Annotated in this window: 14 protein-coding genes; 11 read left to right on the forward strand and 3 right to left on the reverse strand. The window is 63.0% G+C overall.

The features are described from left to right. Positions 1 to 227 precede the first annotated feature (227 nt). The 4 genes from AC0L17_RS15925 to AC0L17_RS15940 all read left to right on the forward strand — a co-directional run bounded on the left by AC0L17_RS15925 (position 228) and on the right by AC0L17_RS15940 (position 6,592). Complete coding sequence (locus AC0L17_RS15925; protein WP_473516515.1) at positions 228 to 1,883, forward strand: ABC transporter substrate-binding protein; 1,656 nt, start codon at positions 228 to 230, stop codon at positions 1,881 to 1,883. Positions 1,884 to 2,107: 224 nt separating this feature from the next. Then, positions 2,108 to 3,142, forward strand: a complete 1,035-nt coding sequence (locus tag AC0L17_RS15930) for an ABC transporter permease (protein ID WP_287292385.1) — start codon at positions 2,108 to 2,110, stop codon at positions 3,140 to 3,142. Positions 3,143 to 3,154: 12 nt separating this feature from the next. Beyond that, complete coding sequence (locus tag AC0L17_RS15935) at positions 3,155 to 4,312, forward strand: ABC transporter permease (protein ID WP_473516516.1); 1,158 nt, start codon at positions 3,155 to 3,157, stop codon at positions 4,310 to 4,312. A 51-nt stretch (positions 4,313 to 4,363) separates the two neighbouring features. Next, the gene (locus AC0L17_RS15940) at positions 4,364 to 6,592 is read left to right on the forward strand and encodes a dipeptide ABC transporter ATP-binding protein (RefSeq protein ID WP_473516517.1); all 2,229 of its coding nucleotides are present in this window, start codon (positions 4,364 to 4,366) and stop codon (positions 6,590 to 6,592) included. A gap of 13 nt (positions 6,593 to 6,605) precedes the next feature. Here AC0L17_RS15940 and AC0L17_RS15945 read toward each other — a convergent pair whose 3' ends face one another. Continuing rightward, positions 6,606 to 7,196 carry a transglycosylase SLT domain-containing protein gene (locus AC0L17_RS15945; RefSeq protein WP_023798680.1) on the reverse strand — a complete coding sequence of 197 codons (591 nt, stop codon included), beginning with the start codon at positions 7,194 to 7,196 and terminating at the stop codon, positions 6,606 to 6,608. A 217-nt stretch (positions 7,197 to 7,413) separates the two neighbouring features. On the opposite strand from AC0L17_RS15945, the gene AC0L17_RS15950 reads away from it, so the two are divergent. Next, a complete protein-coding gene (locus AC0L17_RS15950; protein WP_473516518.1) occupies positions 7,414 to 8,952 on the forward strand; it encodes a trimethylamine methyltransferase family protein in 1,539 nt (512 codons plus the stop codon). Positions 8,953 to 9,039: 87 nt separating this feature from the next. Continuing rightward, the gene (locus AC0L17_RS15955; protein WP_473516519.1) at positions 9,040 to 11,481 is read left to right on the forward strand and encodes a GcvT family protein; all 2,442 of its coding nucleotides are present in this window, start codon (positions 9,040 to 9,042) and stop codon (positions 11,479 to 11,481) included. A gap of 97 nt (positions 11,482 to 11,578) precedes the next feature. Here AC0L17_RS15955 and AC0L17_RS15960 read toward each other — a convergent pair whose 3' ends face one another. After that, on the reverse strand, positions 11,579 to 12,355 hold the full coding sequence (locus tag AC0L17_RS15960) for a VOC family protein (protein WP_473516520.1): 777 nt from the start codon (positions 12,353 to 12,355) through the stop codon (positions 11,579 to 11,581). Between the two features lie 217 nt (positions 12,356 to 12,572). On the opposite strand from AC0L17_RS15960, the gene AC0L17_RS15965 reads away from it, so the two are divergent. From AC0L17_RS15965 to AC0L17_RS15985, 5 genes are all read left to right on the forward strand, one after another. Next, a complete protein-coding gene (locus tag AC0L17_RS15965) occupies positions 12,573 to 13,937 on the forward strand; it encodes an NAD(P)-dependent oxidoreductase (RefSeq protein WP_473516521.1) in 1,365 nt (454 codons plus the stop codon). 2 nt (positions 13,938 to 13,939) lie between these two features. Beyond that, the gene (preA, locus tag AC0L17_RS15970; protein ID WP_473516522.1) at positions 13,940 to 15,253 is read left to right on the forward strand and encodes an NAD-dependent dihydropyrimidine dehydrogenase subunit PreA; all 1,314 of its coding nucleotides are present in this window, start codon (positions 13,940 to 13,942) and stop codon (positions 15,251 to 15,253) included. A 334-nt stretch (positions 15,254 to 15,587) separates the two neighbouring features. Next, complete coding sequence (locus AC0L17_RS15975) at positions 15,588 to 16,106, forward strand: RrF2 family transcriptional regulator (RefSeq protein WP_473516523.1); 519 nt, start codon at positions 15,588 to 15,590, stop codon at positions 16,104 to 16,106. 11 nt (positions 16,107 to 16,117) lie between these two features. Continuing rightward, the gene (locus AC0L17_RS15980; RefSeq protein WP_473516524.1) at positions 16,118 to 16,576 is read left to right on the forward strand and encodes a carboxymuconolactone decarboxylase family protein; all 459 of its coding nucleotides are present in this window, start codon (positions 16,118 to 16,120) and stop codon (positions 16,574 to 16,576) included. Positions 16,577 to 16,640: 64 nt separating this feature from the next. Next, the gene (locus AC0L17_RS15985) at positions 16,641 to 17,018 is read left to right on the forward strand and encodes a DoxX family protein (RefSeq protein ID WP_473516525.1); all 378 of its coding nucleotides are present in this window, start codon (positions 16,641 to 16,643) and stop codon (positions 17,016 to 17,018) included. A gap of 82 nt (positions 17,019 to 17,100) precedes the next feature. On the opposite strand, the gene AC0L17_RS15990 is transcribed toward AC0L17_RS15985, so the two are convergent. Continuing rightward, complete coding sequence (locus tag AC0L17_RS15990; RefSeq protein WP_128174246.1) at positions 17,101 to 17,730, reverse strand: TetR family transcriptional regulator C-terminal domain-containing protein; 630 nt, start codon at positions 17,728 to 17,730, stop codon at positions 17,101 to 17,103. Positions 17,731 to 17,898 lie beyond the last annotated feature (168 nt).

Genomic DNA, 17,898 nt, shown 5'->3' on the forward strand with positions numbered 1-17,898 from the left:
ACCGGACGTGCGGCGCGGCAGTGAATGTCTCAGTTTGATCGATGCCGGAGATTCGAACGAAATCTACCGGGCAATAGCAATTTTGCGCCAAGACTGTCGTTATCACGCGAACTGCTTCCCTTCCAAAGTTGCACATTCCTTGGCATGTTCCCAATCCGTGCCGTTTTTGACATCACGGCCCGGATGCGGAATGGTAAAAGGCAGAAAGCCAACAATGGGAGTTCTCGATGACAATCTACAAGAGTAATGGCGACCGCGTTCCGGATCACATCCATGCGATGGCCGAAGAAGCCAGGGCCGGACGTGTCGATCGCCGCGAGTTTCTCGCTTTGGCCAGCGTCTTCGGCGCGTCCACGGCGATGGCCTATGGCATGCTCGGCCTCGCCGACCCGACGCCGGCGAGAGCGCAGGACGCGCAGGGCAAGAAAGGCGGCATACTGAAGGTCGCTATGTGGATCAAGGATCCGAAGGATCCGCGCAAGGCCGACTGGTCGGAAATCGCCAATGCCGAGCGCCAGGCGCTCGAGCCGCTGGTCAAGTACACGAACGAATACACGTTCCGCCCCTACCTGCTCGAGAGCTGGGACGTCAACGACGACGCCACCGAATACACGCTGCATGTGCGCAAGGGCGTCACCTGGAACAACGGCGATCCGTTCACCGCCGACGATGTCATCTTCAACTTCAAGCGTTGGGCCGACAAGAAGGCCGAAGGCAATTCCATGCCCGGTCGTCTCGGCTCGCTGGTCAAGGACGACAAGCTGGATGAGAGCGCCGTCACCAAGGTCGACGAACACACGGTCAAGCTGACGCTCAGCTCGCCGGATATCGCGCTCATCCCCAACGTGTGCGACTATCCCGGTCTCGTCGTCCACAAGACCTTCGACGAAAAGGGCGGCGATTTCAAAGCCTGCCCGATCGGCACCGGCCCATTTGAACTGGTTTCCTACGATGTCGGCCAGAAGGTCGTCTACAAACGCCGCGAAGACAACAAGTGGTGGGACGGTGAGGTGTTTCTCGACGGCGTCGAGTTCATCGACTATGGCACCGATCCGGCGGCGATGGTCAGCGCTTTCGAAGCCGGCGAAGTCCATACCAATTTCGAGACGTCGGCCGACTATGTGTCGATCCTCGACGGTGTCGATCTGGTCAAGTCCGAGGTGGTCACCGCTTCGACGATCGTCTGCCGCACCAATGTGACCAACAAGCCGTATGACGACCAGAAGGTTCGCAACGCGCTGCAGCTTGCGGTCGACAACGCTGTCGTCCTGCAGCTCGGCTACGGCAATGCCGGCACAGTTGCCGAAAACCACCATGTCTCGCCGATCCATCCGGAATACTTCGAGCTGGCGAAGATTGCCCGCGATCCGGCCAAGGCGAAGGCGCTGATGGCTGAAGCCGGCCAGGCCGACTTCGAGCACGAGCTGATCACGGTCGACGAAGACTGGCACAAGAACACCGGCGATGCGATCGCCGCGCAGATGCGCGACGCCGGCATCAAGGTCAAGCGTACGGTGCTGCCGGGCTCGACCTTCTGGAACGACTGGACCAAATACCCGCTGTCGATGACCAACTGGAACATGCGGCCGCTCGGCGTCCAGGTTCTGGCGATTGGCTATCGCACCGGTGAAGCCTGGAACGAGACGGGCTGGGCGAATGCGGAGTGGGATGCCAAGCTCAACGCTGCGCTCGCCGTTGCCGACCCCGCCAAGCGCAAGGAAATGATGAAGGACATCGAGCAGATCCTGCAGGATGCCGGCATCATCATCCAGCCCTACTGGCGCAAGCTCTACAGCCATTCGGTCGCTTCCGTTAAGAACTACGGCATGCACCCGACCTTCGAGCGCGACTACGGCAAGGTCTGGCTCGACGAGGAGGCCTGATCGGATCGATCGTGGAAGGGGCGGTTCGCCCCTTCCACCCACGCCATGCATGATCCCACAACCGCAGATGGGCGCAGAAAAAAAGCGCAGACTCTTCGGAAAGGGGCGTGCAATAAGACAGGGTTGATCGCATTCTGAGGGTCCGTTTGACAGCCAGCTCTGCCGATTGCGGCTGAGCTGGCTCCGAGCCGGCCTCAACCCCAACCAGCCGGCAGGGGACCGCCATGCTTTCTTTCATCCTTCGACGCCTCGGCACCATGGCATTGACGATGCTGTGCCTGACGATGGTCGTGTTCTTCCTGATCAATCTCGATCCCAATCTGAAAAAGCTGGCGATCAGCCAGACCGAAATGCACACCTCGGCCGAGCAGCTCGAAAACTGGCTTGTCAACCATGGCTACCGCCAGAATTTCTTTTCCCGCTATGGCCAATGGCTGGGTATCGTGCCCAAGCAGCCAGTCACAGACCCGGCAACGGGCAAACCCACGCGACGTTTTGCTTTCTGCAACGATCCTGTCGAGCCGACATTCTCCGGCGTTCTGCAGGGTGACTTCGGCTGCTCGACCAAGTTCAAGACGACGGTCGCGTCGAAGCTTTTCCCGGCGCTCAGTGCTACCGGAATCCTGATGTTCTGGGTGCTTGTGGTGATGGTGCCGATCTCGCTGCTGATCGGCATCCTCGCCGGCATGCGCGAAGGCTCGCGAACCGACCGGACGTTGTCAGTGGCCTCGATCGCCTCGACGGCGACGCCCGAATATGTCTCGGGCGTCATTTTCACCGTCATCTTCGCCTCATGGCTCGGCCTGCTGAACGGTTCGGCGGCTTCCGCCAGTCGCGGCATCACCTTCTACAATTTCACGCTGCCTGTGATGACGCTGGCGATCTATGGCATCGGCTATATTGCCCGCATGACCCGCGCCTCGATGGTCGAGGTGATGACGCAGCAATATATCCGCACCGCCCGGTTGAAGGGCCTCTCCTTCGGCAGCGTCGTGGTCAAGCACGCGCTGCGCAACGCACTGATCGCGCCGTTCACCGTCATCATGCTGCAATTTCCCTGGCTGCTCACCGGCGTCGTCATTGTCGAGGTGATGTTCCGCTACCAGGGGTTTGGCTACACGCTGGTCGAGGCGGCCGGCAACAACGATATCGATCTTTTGCTCGGCTGCTCCCTGGTCTCGGTGTTCATCGTCCTGATCACGCAGCTCATTTCCGATGTCGGCTACGCGTTTCTCAATCCGCGTATCAGAGTTCAATAGGGGATCGAGCGGATGCAGCTTGAATATATCGGCGCCTTCAATGTGGTGCTTGGCGTGCTTGCGCGTTTCTGGCCGGTCTGGACCGCTCTCGTCCTGGTGATGGGGGCGAGCTTCGCCTACAAGAAGAGGCTTGGCCTCTACGGTCAGCTCTTCGACAGCAGCGTCGGCATCGTCGGCGTCGGCATCTGCCTGTTCTGGCTGTTTACGGCGATCTTCGCGTCGACCGTCTCGCCCTTCAATCCGCTTGTCCAGATCCCGATCATGAAGGACGCGCTGCCGGGCGCGGTCGAGCCGCAATCGGGACTAGTCTACCTGTTCGGCGGCGACAAGCTTGCCCGCGACGTGTTCAGCCGCATGGTCTACGGCAGCCAGATCGTGCTGATCATCGCGCCGGCGGCGACCGGGTTTGCGCTGATGGTCGGCATCACGCTCGGCCTGCCGGCCGGCTATTATGGCGGCAGGATCGATACGGTGTTGTCATTCCTCGCCAATCTGGTGCTCGCCTTCCCGGTGATCCTGCTGTTCTACCTCCTGGTGACGCCGGGCATCATGGAGACACCGATCCCCTATGCGATGGCCGGCCTGTTCTTCATGTTCCCGATCATCTTCTTCAGCGTGCTGTTCTGGACGCGCTACAAGAAACGGCCCGACCGCCTTTACATCCTCCTGGGGCTGACGCTGATCATTGGCGGCTGGGTCTATGCCGGCCTGGTTTTCGATGCCGATCCGTTCAGGATCATCCATATCGATCCCAACCAGCTCAACATCTTCGTGGCGGTGGTGTTCGCCTCCAGCCCCGGCGTGTTCCGCATCGTGCGCGGCCTGGTCATGGACATCAAAACGCGCGACTATGTGGCGGCGGCGCAGACGCGCGGTGAATCGCCCTGGTACATCATGCTGTGGGAGATACTTCCCAATGCGCGCGGGCCGCTGATCGTCGATGCCTGCCTGCGTATCGGCTACACCACGATCCTGCTCGGCACGCTCGGCTATTTCGGCCTGGGGCTGGCGCCCGAGAGCCCGGACTGGGGCACCGCGATCAAGGATGCCAGCCGGCTGCTGCGCTCCTTCATCCATCCGGCGCTGCCGCCGACGATCGCGCTGATGTCGTTCGTGCTGGGCCTTAACCTGCTGGCCGACTCGCTGCGTGAGCAATCGATGAAAGATTGATGGACGGGTTCTCGACCCGATATGCTGAAAGAACCAGGATTGGAGCGACCCATGAATGAGGCAGTTCGAAATCCCGCCAAGCCGACCAATGGGCCGACCAACGGGCCGATCATCGAGATCGAGAACCTGTCGATCTCCTTCTTCACCCGCAAGGGCGAGATACCGGCCGTCATGGATTTTTCCTGCACGGTCATGCCTGGCGAAGCGATGGGCATCGTCGGCGAATCCGGCTGCGGCAAGTCGACCGTGTCGCTCGGCATCATGCGCGACCTCTCCAACATCGGAAAGATCGTCGGCGGCCGGATAAAGTTCCAGGGCAAGGACATGGGCGAGCTGTCCGACGAGGAACTGCGCGCCATCCGCGGCAACAAGATCGCGATGATCTACCAGGAGCCGATGGCCAGCCTGAACCCGGCGATGAAGGTCGGCCAGCAACTGATGGAAGTGCCGCTGATCCACGACAAGGTGTCGAAGGAAGAGGCTTATCGACGCGCGCTGGAAATGGTGCGCTCGGTCAGGCTGCCCGATCCCGAGCGCATGATGCGCTCGTTTCCGCACCAGCTTTCCGGTGGCCAGCAACAGCGCATCGTCATCGCCATGGCGCTGCTGTCGAAGCCGGCGCTGCTGCTGCTCGACGAGCCGACGACGGCGCTCGACGTGACGGTCGAAGCCGGCATCGTCGACCTGGTCAAGGGACTTGGCGAGAAGTTCGGCACCTCGATGATCTTCGTGTCGCACAATCTCGGCCTGATCCTGGAAACCTGCGACCGCATCACGGTGATGTATTCGGGCGAAGCGGTGGAGACCGGCAAGATCAAGGACGTCTTCGACCGGATGCGCCATCCCTACACGCAAGGCCTGTTCCGCTCGATCCCGCTGCCCGGCGCCGACAAGAATTCGCGGCCTCTGATCTCAATCCCGGGGCAATTGCCGCTGCCGCACGAGCGGCCGAAGGGCTGCAATTTCGGCCCCCGCTGCCACCATTTCGTCGAGGGCGTCTGCAACGCCGCCGAAATCCCGATGATCGCGGTCGACGGCCATGAAGGCCATTTTTCGCGCTGCGTGCGCTTCAACGAGATCGACTGGGAAGCGCTGCCGCCCGGCGCCAAGAAGGTCAACGAGCGCGTCGAGCCCGGCGCGCCGGTGCTCAAGATCGAGGATCTCAAAAAGTACTACAAGGTCGGCGGCAGCGAGGTGTTCGGCTCGAGCGAGGGCCGCGTCGTCAAGGCCAATGAGACGATCTCCTTCATGGCGCGCGAATCCGAGACCGTCGCCATAGTCGGCGAGTCCGGCTGCGGAAAGTCGACGCTGGCCAAGGTGCTGCTCGGGCTGGAGACGGCAAGCTCCGGCAGCGTGACGCTCGGCAACCAGCAGATCCAGTCGATCGGGGTCGAGAACCGCAGCGTCGAGACGGTGTCGTCGATCCAGATGGTGTTCCAGAATCCGTTCGACACGCTCAACCCCAGCCACACGGTCGGCTCGCAGATCATCCGCACGCTGGAAAAGTTCAATGTCGGCAACACCGTTGCCGACCGCCGCAAGCGCATGCTGGAACTGCTCGACCTGGTGAAGCTGCCGCGGGCGTTCGAGACCCGCAAGCCGCGCCAGCTTTCAGGTGGCCAGAAGCAGCGCATCGGCGTGGCGCGGGCTTTTGCCGGCGATGCCAAGGTGGTGGTGGCCGACGAGCCGGTCTCGGCGCTCGACGTGTCGGTGCAGGCGGCGGTGACCGAACTGTTGATGGACATCCAGCGCAAGAACAAGACGACGATGCTGTTCATCAGCCACGACCTGTCGGTGGTGCGCTACATCGCCGACCGCGTCGTCGTCATGTATCTCGGCTATATCGTCGAGCAGGGCACGACCGACCAGATCTTTTCGCCGCCCTATCATCCCTATACCGAGGCGCTGCTGTCGGCGATCCCGATCGCCGACACCAGCGTGATCAAGAAGCACATCGTGCTGGAAGGCGACATCCCGTCGGCGATGAACCCGCCAACCGGCTGCCCGTTCCAGACCCGCTGCGGCTACAAGAAGCTGGTGCCGGACAACCTTTGCGAGACGCAGGTGCCGCCGGTCAAGCATCTCGGCGACGGTCATATGAGCCTGTGCTGGCTTGCCGACGACGTGCTGGCGAAAATGGAGCCGGTGATCAAGTTCGACAAGGAGCATGCCGCCAATGAAGGCGTGCCCGACGACGCGCCGCAGGGCGTCGGTCCGGGCTTTGCCGGCGCTCCGCCCCAGCGTCCGCACGGCAAGAGGCCGAAGCTGACGGACGATTAGGTCCGTGGCGCCATCAACGCGCGCATTGGCGTAGCTGCGCGGCGTAGTCCCGAGCCATCTGCTCGGTGGCCCGCGCATAGCGCTGCACGCCGGCATCGCCGCGGTTGCCGCGGCCATAGGCCGTCCAGCCGAGATAATAGGCCAGATAGAGATTGTAGGTGTCGTTGCGGGCGACGCCGAGCGTGTCTGATGTCTTGGAATGATACCAGCCGACGAAATCGACGGCATCGGCGAAGCTGGTGCGGCGCGCCGCCCAACTGCCGGTCTCGCTCTGATATTGCGCCCAGGTGCCGTCGAGCGCCTGCGAGAAGCCGGTGGCGCTGGAGGCACGTTTCCAGGGAATGAAGCCGAGCAGCTTCTTGCGCGGCGGCCTGGCGTTGCTCTTGAAGCCGGATTCCTTGCGCACCGTCGCCATCAGCACGGGAACCGGTACGCCGTGCTTCTGTTCGGCGCGTTCGGCCGCCGCCTGCCAGTTGTCGAACCAGCCGTCATTCTGGTCGAAGACGGCGCAGACATTGTTGATATGGCTCGGCGGCGTCGCGCAGGCCGACAGCGCCAGCAGCACGGTAACGGCTACAATTTTACGAAAACTCGACCGACCCATCGCAAGAGGATTAGGCCGAAAACATAAAAGGAATCTTGCAGCGTTCCTTAACGGCTGATCGGCCGCTTGGCCGCGATACAGCGAGGATAGATATTCCGACGTTTTCCGTCGCTTTTGTCGGCACGAAAATCCCAAAATGCCGCCTTGGCTAAAATCGCGCCTGCAGGCGGCGGATTTCTGACAGCCCGATCGTCGTGCCGGCGCTTTGATGCGCCGCATGACCGAACCGAGACGCAAGCGCGGCGCCGAGCGGACCAGCAACAGGGGACCGGCCGCCATCCCGCAACTGCCGTTGCGCCGCGTGACAAATCCCTATCCGCCGATGGCGATGCTCTCGGCCGACCAGATCGAGGCGATCCACCAGGCGTCGATGCACATTCTGGAGAATTTCGGCATCGAGGTGATGAGCCCGCGGGCGCTTTCGCTGTTCGAGAAGGCCGGCGCCAAGGTCGATCATGCGTCGATGACTGTCCGCATCGACCGCGGCATGGTCGACGAGGCACTGAAGACGACGCGGTCCAGCTATACGCTGACGCCGCGCAACCCGGCCCACACAGTCCATCTCGGCGGCAACACCATCAATTTTACGCTCGTCGCCGGACCGCCGAACGTGCATGACATGGAACGCGGCCGGCGCGCCGGCAATTTGCGCGACTATTGCGATCTCACCCGGCTGGCGCAGCATTTCAACTGCATCCACATGCTCGGCAACCAGGTCTGCGCACCGGTGGAACTGCCGGCCAATTCACGCCACCTCGACACCTATTTCGCCAATCTGACGCTGACCGACAAGAGTTTTCACGTCTCGGCGATCGGCCGCGGCAGGGCGCTGGATGGCATCGAAATGATGGCGATTTCGCGGGGCTTGAGCCTCGACCAGATGCGCGACGATCCCGGCGTCACCACCATCATCTCGGTCAACTCGCCGCGCCGCTTCGACGAGATGATGGCCGAAGGGCTGATGACCATGGCCGAGTTCGGCCAGTCGGTTGCGGTGACGCCGTTCACGCTGATGGGGGCGATGAGCCCGGTGACGCTTGCCGGCGCGCTGGCGCAACAGAACGCCGAGGCGCTGTTCGGCGTGGTCTTGACGCAGCTTGTCCGCCCTGGCGCCCCGCTCATGTATGGCGCCTTCACCTCCAATGTCGACATGAAGTCCGGTGCGCCGGCCTTTGGCACGCCAGAGAACACCAAGGCCAACATCGCCTCCGGGCAATTGGCGCGGCGCTATGGACTGCCCTACCGGACGACGCCGGGCTCGGCCTCCAACGCCGCCGACGCGCAAGGCGCCTATGAGACGCTGATGGCGCTGTGGGGCGCGGTGCTCGGCCACGGCAATCTCGTCTACCACGCAGCCGGCTGGCAGGAGGGCGGGCTGACCGCATCGTTCGAAAAGTTCATCATCGACGTCGAGATGATCCAGCACATGGTGGAGTTTTTGCGCCCGATCGAAGTCAACGAGGCGGAACTCGCCGTCGAGGCGCTGGGTGCGGTGCCGACCGGCGGCCATTTCTTCGGCGAGCCGCACACGCTGGAGCGCTATGCAACCGCCTTCTACCAGCCGATGCTCTCGAATTGGCAGAACTACGAGGCCTGGCAGGAGGCCGGCGGGCTAGACGCCACGGCGCGGGCGACGCGGCTGTGGAAGAAAGCGCTGGAGGATCATGTCGAACCGACGCTTGATATTGCCGTGCGCGAGGCGCTGGAGGCGTATGTGGCCAGGCGCAAGGAAGCGATCGGGCAGGGCGAGCCGTGATGGTCGAAGGCTTGCGCCCGTGTGGCTTGGCTCCTCCCGCACCGATTCATCTCACCCCTCCAACTCCCTGAAATAACGAGAAAACCCATGAAATCGCATGCGAAGGTCGTGGTCATTGGCGGAGGCGTTGTCGGCTGTTCGGTGCTGTTCCATCTCGCCCGTCACGGCTGGACCGACATTGTGCTTCTGGAGCGCGACGAGCTGACTTCCGGCTCGACCTGGCACGCGGCCGGCGGCATGCACACGATCAATGGCGATCCCAACGTCGCCAAGCTGCAGAAATACACGATCTCGCTCTACAAGGAGATCGAGGAGCTGTCCGGCCAGGCGACCGGCGTGCATCTGACCGGTGGCGTGCTTCTGGCGGCGACCGAGGCGCGGCTCGACTGGCTGCGCGGCGTTGTCGCCAAGGGCCGCTATCTCGGCATCGACCTCGAGGAGATCTCGCCTGATGAGGCGGCCGAGTTGATGCCGCTGCTCGACCCGAAACAGTTCGTCGGCGCGGTGCGCAACAAGGAGGACGGTCATCTCGACCCGTCCGGCGTCACCCACGCCTATGCCAAGGCGGCCAGAAAACTTGGCGCCGAGGTTGAGCGCTTCACCAAGGTCGAGGATATCGTGCGCCGCGCCGACGGGTTGTGGCGGATCATCACCAACAAGGGCGAGGTGGTGGCCGAGCATGTCGTCAACGCCGGCGGCCTGTGGGCGCGCGAGGTCGGCCGCATGGTGGGCCTCGAACTGCCGGTGCTGGCGATGGAGCACATGTACCTGATCACCGAGGACATGCCGGAGGTCGCCGCCTGGAACCAGAAGACCGGCACGGAGATCATCCACGCGGTCGATTTCGACGGCGAGCTCTATCTGCGCCAGGAGCGCGGCGGCATGCTGATGGGCACCTATGAGAAGGCCAACAAGCCATGGTCCGAGTTCCAGACACCGTGGAATTTCGGCCACGAGCTGCTCGAGCCCGACATCGACCGCATCGCGCCGTCATTGGAAGTCGGGTTTCGGCATTTCCCGGCCTTCCAGAACACCGGCATCAAGCAGATCATCAACGGCCCGTTCACCTTCGCGCCCGACGGCAACCCGTTGGTCGGCCCGGTGCGCGGCCTGCCGGGCTTCTGGGTCGCCTGCGGCGTCATGGCCGGCTTTTCGCAGGGCGGCGGTGTTGGCCTGGCGCTGTCGAACTGGATGATCGAGGGCGATCCCGGCGCCGACATCTGGGCGATGGACGTCTCTCGCTACGGCGACTGGGCAACGATGGCCTACACCAACGCCAAGGTGCGCGAGAATTATTCGCGGCGTTTTTCCATCCGCTTCCCCAATGAGGAACTGCCTGCCGGGCGGCCGCTCAAGACCACGCCGGTCTACGACCTCTTGTCGGCCAAGGGCGCGCAGTGGGGTGTGGCCTATGGGCTGGAAGTGCCGCTGTGGTATGCGCCCGAAGGCGTCAGGGACGAGTTCTCGTGGCGGCGCTCGAGCGATTTCGAGCATGTCGCAAAAGAGGTGAGGACGGTGCGGACAAGTGTCGGCCTGTCGGAAATCTCGTCCTTCGCCAAATACAGGGTGACGGGCGCGGGCGCGGCAGCCTGGCTCGACCGCCTGCTTGCCTGCAGGCTGCCAAAGCCCGGCCGCATGACGCTGGCGCCGATGCTGAAAGAAGACGGCAGGCTGATCGGCGACTTTTCGCTGGCCAATCTCGGCAGCGGCAATTCCAACGGGGAGGGCTGGTTCCTCGCCGGTTCCGGCATTGCCGAGCAGTATCACATGCGCTGGTTCGAGGCGCATCTGCCGCAAGATGGCTCGGTCCATATCGAGGCGCTGGGGGCGAGACTGACGGGCCTGTCGATTGCCGGTCCGAGGGCGCGGGACGTGCTGGCAAAAGCCACGCGGGCGGATGTGTCGAATGCGGCGTTTCCGTTCATGGCGACGGCCAGGATGGATATCGGCATGGCGCCGTGCCTGGTCGGCCGCGTCAGCTACACCGGCGATCTCGGCTACGAGATCTGGGTGGCGCCGGAATATCAGCGTGCCGCGTACCAGACCCTGATGGCGGCCGGCGAAGACTTCGGCATCGGCCTGTTCGGCGCGCGCGCGCTCAACGCGCTGCGGCTGGAGAAGAATTACGGCTCGTGGGCGCGCGAATACCGGCCGATCTACGGACCGCTGGAGGCCGGGCTCGACCGTTTCGTCGCCTACGGGAAAGAAACCGATTTCATCGGCAAGCAGGCGGCACTCGCCGAGCGCCAGCAAGGCGGCAAGCTGCGGCTGCGCGCCTTTGTCGTCGATGCGGCAGACGCCGACGTCATCGGCGACGAGCCGATCTGGTTCGACGGCGCGGTGCGCGGCTGGGTCACGTCAGGCGGCTACGCACATCATTCAAAGGCGTCCGTGGCCCTGGGCTATGTGCCGAAGGAGATCGCCGACGAGGCCGATGGTTTCGAGATCGAGCTCTTGGGCAAGCGCTACACCGCACGGGTGCAGCCGACGCCGCTGTTCGACGCGAATCTCGAGCGGATGCGAGGGTGATGGCGGCGCCCATTTCGCGAGGTCGGCAGGACAGAGGGGGGCGCCGTAGAGCGCCAACCGCGACCAACAACCGCCCTTCGGGTTACGCCTGATCCAGCTACCGCACCGGCGCCGTCAGCGCGAAATGAGCACCCTGTGGGTCCGTGCAAATCACGATCCAGCCGCCGCCGGGAACCTCCATCGGTCCCATCAGGATCGTGCCGCCATTATCGGTGACACGCTTGGCCGCCGCGTCGATTGCGGGGACATTGAAATAGAACTGCCAGACCGGCACCGGAACCTGCTCGGGCTTGTTCATCATGCCGCCGACAGGTTCGCCGCCGGCGGCAAACAGCTGGTAGGTGCCCATCGGCCCCATATCCATGGCGTCGCCCTTGGTCCAGCCGAATTGCCCGGCATAGAAATCGAACGCGGCGTGCCAGTCGGTCGTGTAGAGTTCATGCCAGCCGATATTGCCGGGAGTGGTGGCCGGCAGGGCAGGTTGGTCGGGACCGTCGGGCTGCAGGAAGTTGAAGACCGCGCCTTGCGGATCGGCGACGACGGCAAAACGGCCGACGCCTGGAATGTCATCGGGTTCGCGGTGAACCGCACCGCCGGCCCCCTTCAGCGATTTCGTCGAAGCATCGACATCCCCGGTATGGATGTAACCGACCCAGGCTGGCGGCATGCCCGTCTTGCGCACTTCGTCCGGCTGCGTCATCAGCCCGGCAACGCCGCGCTCGCCGACATTCATCACGATATAGCGCGGCATGCCGGGCGCGCCGTCGAAGGGCTGCGCCTTCCAGCCCACCACGTCGGTGTAGAACGCTTCGGCAGCGTCGAGATCGGTGGTCATCAGCTCGTACCAGAAGAAGGACGTCGGGGAGTTTGGCATTGTCGTGCTCCTTGGGTTTCCAGTCATCGATCATGCGTGATCCATCTAGGACGATCTTCGCGACGGAATTCCGACAGCCAAGGCCAATATAGAAAACATGAGTATTTGTATCATGTTTTGTCGTGGCTTTTCAGCGGCTTGCGTCGAAAATTGACCAATTGATAAAAAAACAAAACGTGCTAGCCTTCCGCGAAACAACAAGGAATGGGGAAGCGGAATGGCGACTGGTCATTTCAAGCAGGGCATTGCCGGCGGGCGGCTTTCGCCCGAGCAATATGCCGATAATTTTTCCGACCTGCATCCGCCGCTCGATCATCACGAGGCGCTGGTCGAGTCCGATCGCTGCTATTTCTGCTACGATGCGCCGTGCATGAATGCATGCCCGACCTCGATCGACATCCCGCTGTTCATCCGCCAGATCTCGACCGGCAATCCGATCGGCTCGGCCAGGACGATTTTCGACCAGAACATTTTGGGCGGCATGTGCGCCCGCGTCTGCCCGACCGAGACGCTGTGCGAAGAGGTCTGCGTGCGCGAAGTGGCTGAAGGCAAGCCGGTGCAGATCGGCCGCCTGCAGCGTTATGCCACCGATGTCGCGATGGCTGAGAACAAGCAGTTCTATGCGCGCGCCGCTCCGACCGGCAAGACGGTCGCCGTGGTCGGCGCCGGACCGGCCGGGCTTGCCGCCGCCCATCGGCTCGCCCGCCACGGTCACGACGTGACCATCCTCGAGGCGCGCCCGAAAGCCGGCGGTCTCAATGAATACGGCATCGCCGCTTACAAGAGCATCGACAATTTTGCCCAGGCCGAGGTCGACTATGTCATTTCGATCGGCGGCATCGACATCCAGAACGGCAAGGCGCTCGGCCGCGATTACCAGCTGTCGGACCTGACCAGGAATTACGATGCGGTGTTCCTCGGCATGGGGCTTGGCGGCGTCAACGAGCTGCGCGCCGACGGCGAGGACGCGCAAGGCGTCACCAATGCGGTGGAGTTCATTGCCGAGCTTCGCCAGGCCAGCGATCTTGCCAGCCTGCCGGTCGGCCGGCGCATCGTCGTCATCGGCGGCGGTATGACGGCGATCGACGCGGCGGTGCAATCAAAGCTGCTCGGCGCCGAAGAGGTGACGATCTGCTACCGGCGCGGCCAGGAGCACATGAACGCCTCGGAATTCGAGCAGGACCTGGCCGCAGCCAACGGCGTCATCATCCGTCACTGGCTGCAGCCGAAGCGGGTCATTGCCGAAGGCGGCAAGGTATCGGGCATCGAGCTTGAATATACGGCGATGGATGGCGAGAAACTCGTCGGCACCGGCGAGCGGCTGACGCTCACCGCCGACCAGGTGTTCAAGGCGATCGGCCAGAGCTTTGTCCCGGCTGCGCTCAACGGCAGCGGCGCCTTGCTGGCGCTGGAAGCCGGCCGCATCAAGGTCGACGCCGAAGGCCGCACCTCGCTGCCAAACGTCTGGGCCGGCGGCGACTGCATCTATGGCGGCGACGACCTCACCGTCTCGGCAGTCGCGCAGGGGCGCGACGCGGCCGAATCGATCCACCGGGCACTGACCTCGAACGGGAGGGCATGAGCATGGCAGATATCAGAAACAATTTCGTCGGCATCAAATCGCCGAATCCGTTCTGGCTGGCCTCGGCGCCGCCGACCGACAAGGCCTACAATGTCATCCGCGCCTTCAGGGCGGGCTGGGGCGGCGTGGTCTGGAAGACGCTCGGCGAAGAGGGGCCGCCGGTGGTCAATGTCAACGGCCCGCGCTATGGCGCGATCTGGGGCGCCGATCGCCGCCTGCTCGGCTTGAACAACATCGAACTGATCACCGACCGCGACTTGCAGACCAATCTGCGCGAGATCAAGCAGGTCAAGATGGACTGGCCCGACCGCGCCATCGTCGTCTCGCTGATGGTGCCTTGCGAGGAGCATGCGTGGAAGGCGATCCTGCCGGTGGTCGAGGAGACCGGGGCCGATGGCATCGAGCTCAATTTCGGCTGCCCGCACGGCATGTCGGAACGCGGCATGGGTGCCGCCGTCGGCCAAGTGCCGGAATACATCGAAATGGTGGTGCGCTGGTGCAAGGCCAACACCCGCATGCCTGTGATCACCAAGCTGACGCCGAACATCACCGACATACGAAAGCCGGCGCGCGCCGCCCATGCCGGCGGCACCGACGCGGTGTCGCTGATCAACACCATCAATTCGATCACCGGCGTCAATCTCGACAGTTTCGCACCGGAGCCGACGATCGACGGCAAGGGTTCGCATGGCGGCTATTGCGGCCCGGCGGTGAAGCCGATCGCCATGAACATGGTCGCCGAGATCGCCCGCGATCCGGAAACGCACGGCTTGCCGATCTCCGGCATCGGCGGCATCACCACCTGGCGCGACGCTGCCGAATTCATGGCGCTCGGCGCCGGCAATGTGCAGGTGTGCACGGCGGCGATGACCTATGGCTTCAAGATCGTGCAGGAGATGATCGCCGGTCTCGAAAACTGGATGGACGAGAAGGGCCATGCCTCGCTCGACGACATCGTCGGCCGCGCCACGCCCAACGTCACCGACTGGCAATATCTCAACCTCAATTACGTCGCCAAGGCGCATATCGACCAGGATGCGTGTATCAAATGCGGCCGCTGCCACATCGCCTGCGAGGACACTTCGCACCAGGCGATCACCGCAATCGTCGACGGCGTCAGGCATTTCGAGGTGATCGAAGCCGAATGCGTCGGCTGCAACCTCTGCGTCAATGTCTGCCCGGTCGAGAACTGTATCACCATGGAACCGCTGGCGGCCGGCGTCATCGACCAGCGCACCGGCAGACCGGTGTCGCCGGTCTACGCCAACTGGACGACGCATCCGAACAATCCGATGGCCAAGGTGGCCGCGGAGTAAGTTTGGTCGAAGCGCCAGATCGGTTTCGTCCGGTTTAATTGTCGAGGTCGGCGCTGCCCCTCATCCGCCTGCCGGCACCTTCTCCCCGTAAACGCGGAGAAGCCCGCTGTCCGCGGCCTTGGCTCTCTATTCTGCAACGCTGGAGATTGGCGAAAACTTCGATGCCGGCGTCTTTCCCCCGTTTACGGGGAGAAATGCCCGGCAGGGCAATGAGGGGCGGCGCCATCGATCGGATAAAATCGCCGGCAATCCATCCAGAGTCGAGACTCTTAATTCCCATTGCGGATAAAATTTATCCACGATAATATATATCCATGAATTGGGACTCAAAACAATGAAGCTGGGCGAGGGCGTTGAAGCGGCCATCCACTGCGCCGCCATGCTTGCCGGCGTGGAAGGCGCGGCGACCATGCCGGGTGCTACCATGGCGGAAGCGTTCGGCCTGTCGCCAAGCTATCTGCTCAAGCATCTCAACGCGCTGACGGCGTCGGGCATCCTGGAATCGGTGCCGGGGCCATCGGGCGGTTACCGGCTGGCGCGGCCGGCGGAGCGCATAACGCTGCTCGACATCGTGCTCGCCGTCGAAGGACGCGAACCGGCCTTCCGCTGCGGCGAAATTCGTCAGCGCGGGCCGGCCAGGCTCGATGCTTCGGCCTATGTCAAACCCTGCGGCATCAGCGTCGCGATGCTGAAGGCCGAGCGCGCCTATCGCGCCCATCTTGCCGAGGCCCGGCTGTCCGACATCGTTGCGGAATACGTGAGCGATGCCGATCCTCGTTCAGTCGCCGCCAACTGCGCCTTTGTCGAGCGTCATCAACGACCGCAAAAATCCAGTTCAACCAAGCAAGCGTGAAGGGTAAGAGAATGAAACAGAGGCTGCAATTCTTCGGCGCGGCGCCAGAAATCATGAAAGCGGTATCGGCGCTCAACAAGGCGGTCGACGAGTGCGGGCTCGAGGCAAGCCTGCTGCATCTGGTCAAGCTGCGGGCGTCGCAGATCAATGGCTGTTCCTACTGCGTCGAGATGCATAGCCGCGAGGCGCGCCGTGATGGCGAGACCGAGCAGCGGCTCTATCTCGTCTCCGCTTGGAAGGAATCGCCGCTGTTTTCCGAGCGCGAACGCGCCGCCTTCGCCTGGACCGAAATGGTGACGAAGATCGCCGACAGCGGCGTGCCGGACGATCTCTACGCTCGCACGCTCGAACACTTCTCGGAAGAGGAACTGGTCAAGCTGTCCGTCGCGATCGGCATGATCAACACCTGGAACCGGCTCTGCGTTCCCTTCCACGCCATTCATCCGTTAGCGGCAGCCAAGGCCGCCTGAGTGGGCGAAACTGGAATGCGCGGCCTTAACGCCGTGCGTCTCTTTTTGCTTTGGGATCAAGACCATGTTGTCGAATTTTGAGAATGAGATTCTGGTTGCCGCACGCCTGCTGCTTGGCGGCGCCTTTGTCTTTGCCGGCCTGCGCAACATCCAGAATGCAGGCTTCCTGACCCAGTTGATGACGATGCGAGGCGTGCCGCAGGCGCGGCTGATGCTGTGGCTGGGGATCGTCCTGCAAATCGTTTCCGGAGCGCTGGTGATATCAGGTGTCTGGACCGCTGCCGCGGCTCTGTGCCTGGTGCTGTTCCTGATGGTGGCCACGCCGATGTTCCACAATTTCTGGGATCATCAGGGGCCCGAGCGTGCGTCGCGCATCAACGGCTTTGTTGGCAACGTGGCGCTGACCGGAGGTTTCCTGGCGCTGGCGGCGCAGCCGCTTTGACGGTTCGGTGGCCGCCTCGCGGAGGCAGCCACCGTAGCCTCTGGCAAACGGTCTCAATCTGTCAAACCATATTGCTGAAGCGTCAGCTCTTCGGCTTCAGCCCGTCGATGAACAATTGTTCGAGAAACCTTGCAGCATCCTCGAAGCGGCCGTCGCCGCCGCGGTCGGGGCCGAGCACGGCGCGGACCTGAACGTCGAAATCGGCATAGTGCTGCGTCGTCGCCCAGATCGAGAAGATCAGGTGCCAGGGGTCGGTGGGCGCGATCTTGCCGGCGCGCATCCAGCCCTTGATGACGGCGGCCTTCTCGTCGACCAGCGTCTTCAGCTCGCCTTCCAGCATCGGCATGATGCGCGGCGCGCCCTGCAGGATCTCGTTGGCGAACAGGCGGCTTTCCCTGGGGAAATCGCGCGCCATTTCGAGCTTGCGCCTGATATAGCTGCGCAATTCGGTCAAGGGATCGCCGATGTCGTCGAGTTCGCGCAGCGGCGCCAGCCAGGTGTCGAGGAGCCGCTGCATCAGCGTCTCGTGGATGTCCTCCTTGCGGCGGAAATAGTAGAGCAGGTTCGGCTTCGACATGCCGGCGGCTTCGGCGATCTGGTCGATGGTCGAGCCGCGAAAGCCGCTGGTCGAGAACACCTCGAGCGCCGCCTCCAGGATCAGCTCGCGCTTTTCCTGCTGGATGCGGGTGCGGCGAGGAGCGGGAATTTCCATGTCGGCCGTCACTGCGGCATACCATGGCTTGGAGAGCCATCTGGACCAATTCTCTGGACCAGTTTTTCTCCGGCCTGTGGAGCGCGCCTCAGCTGCCGCATTTCCGCTAGTAATCCCTTGACCGCCGACAGGGCGGTGCTAACGTTTGTCCAATCGGTCAAAATTTGC

This window comes from Mesorhizobium sp. WSM4829 (assembly GCF_055811475.1).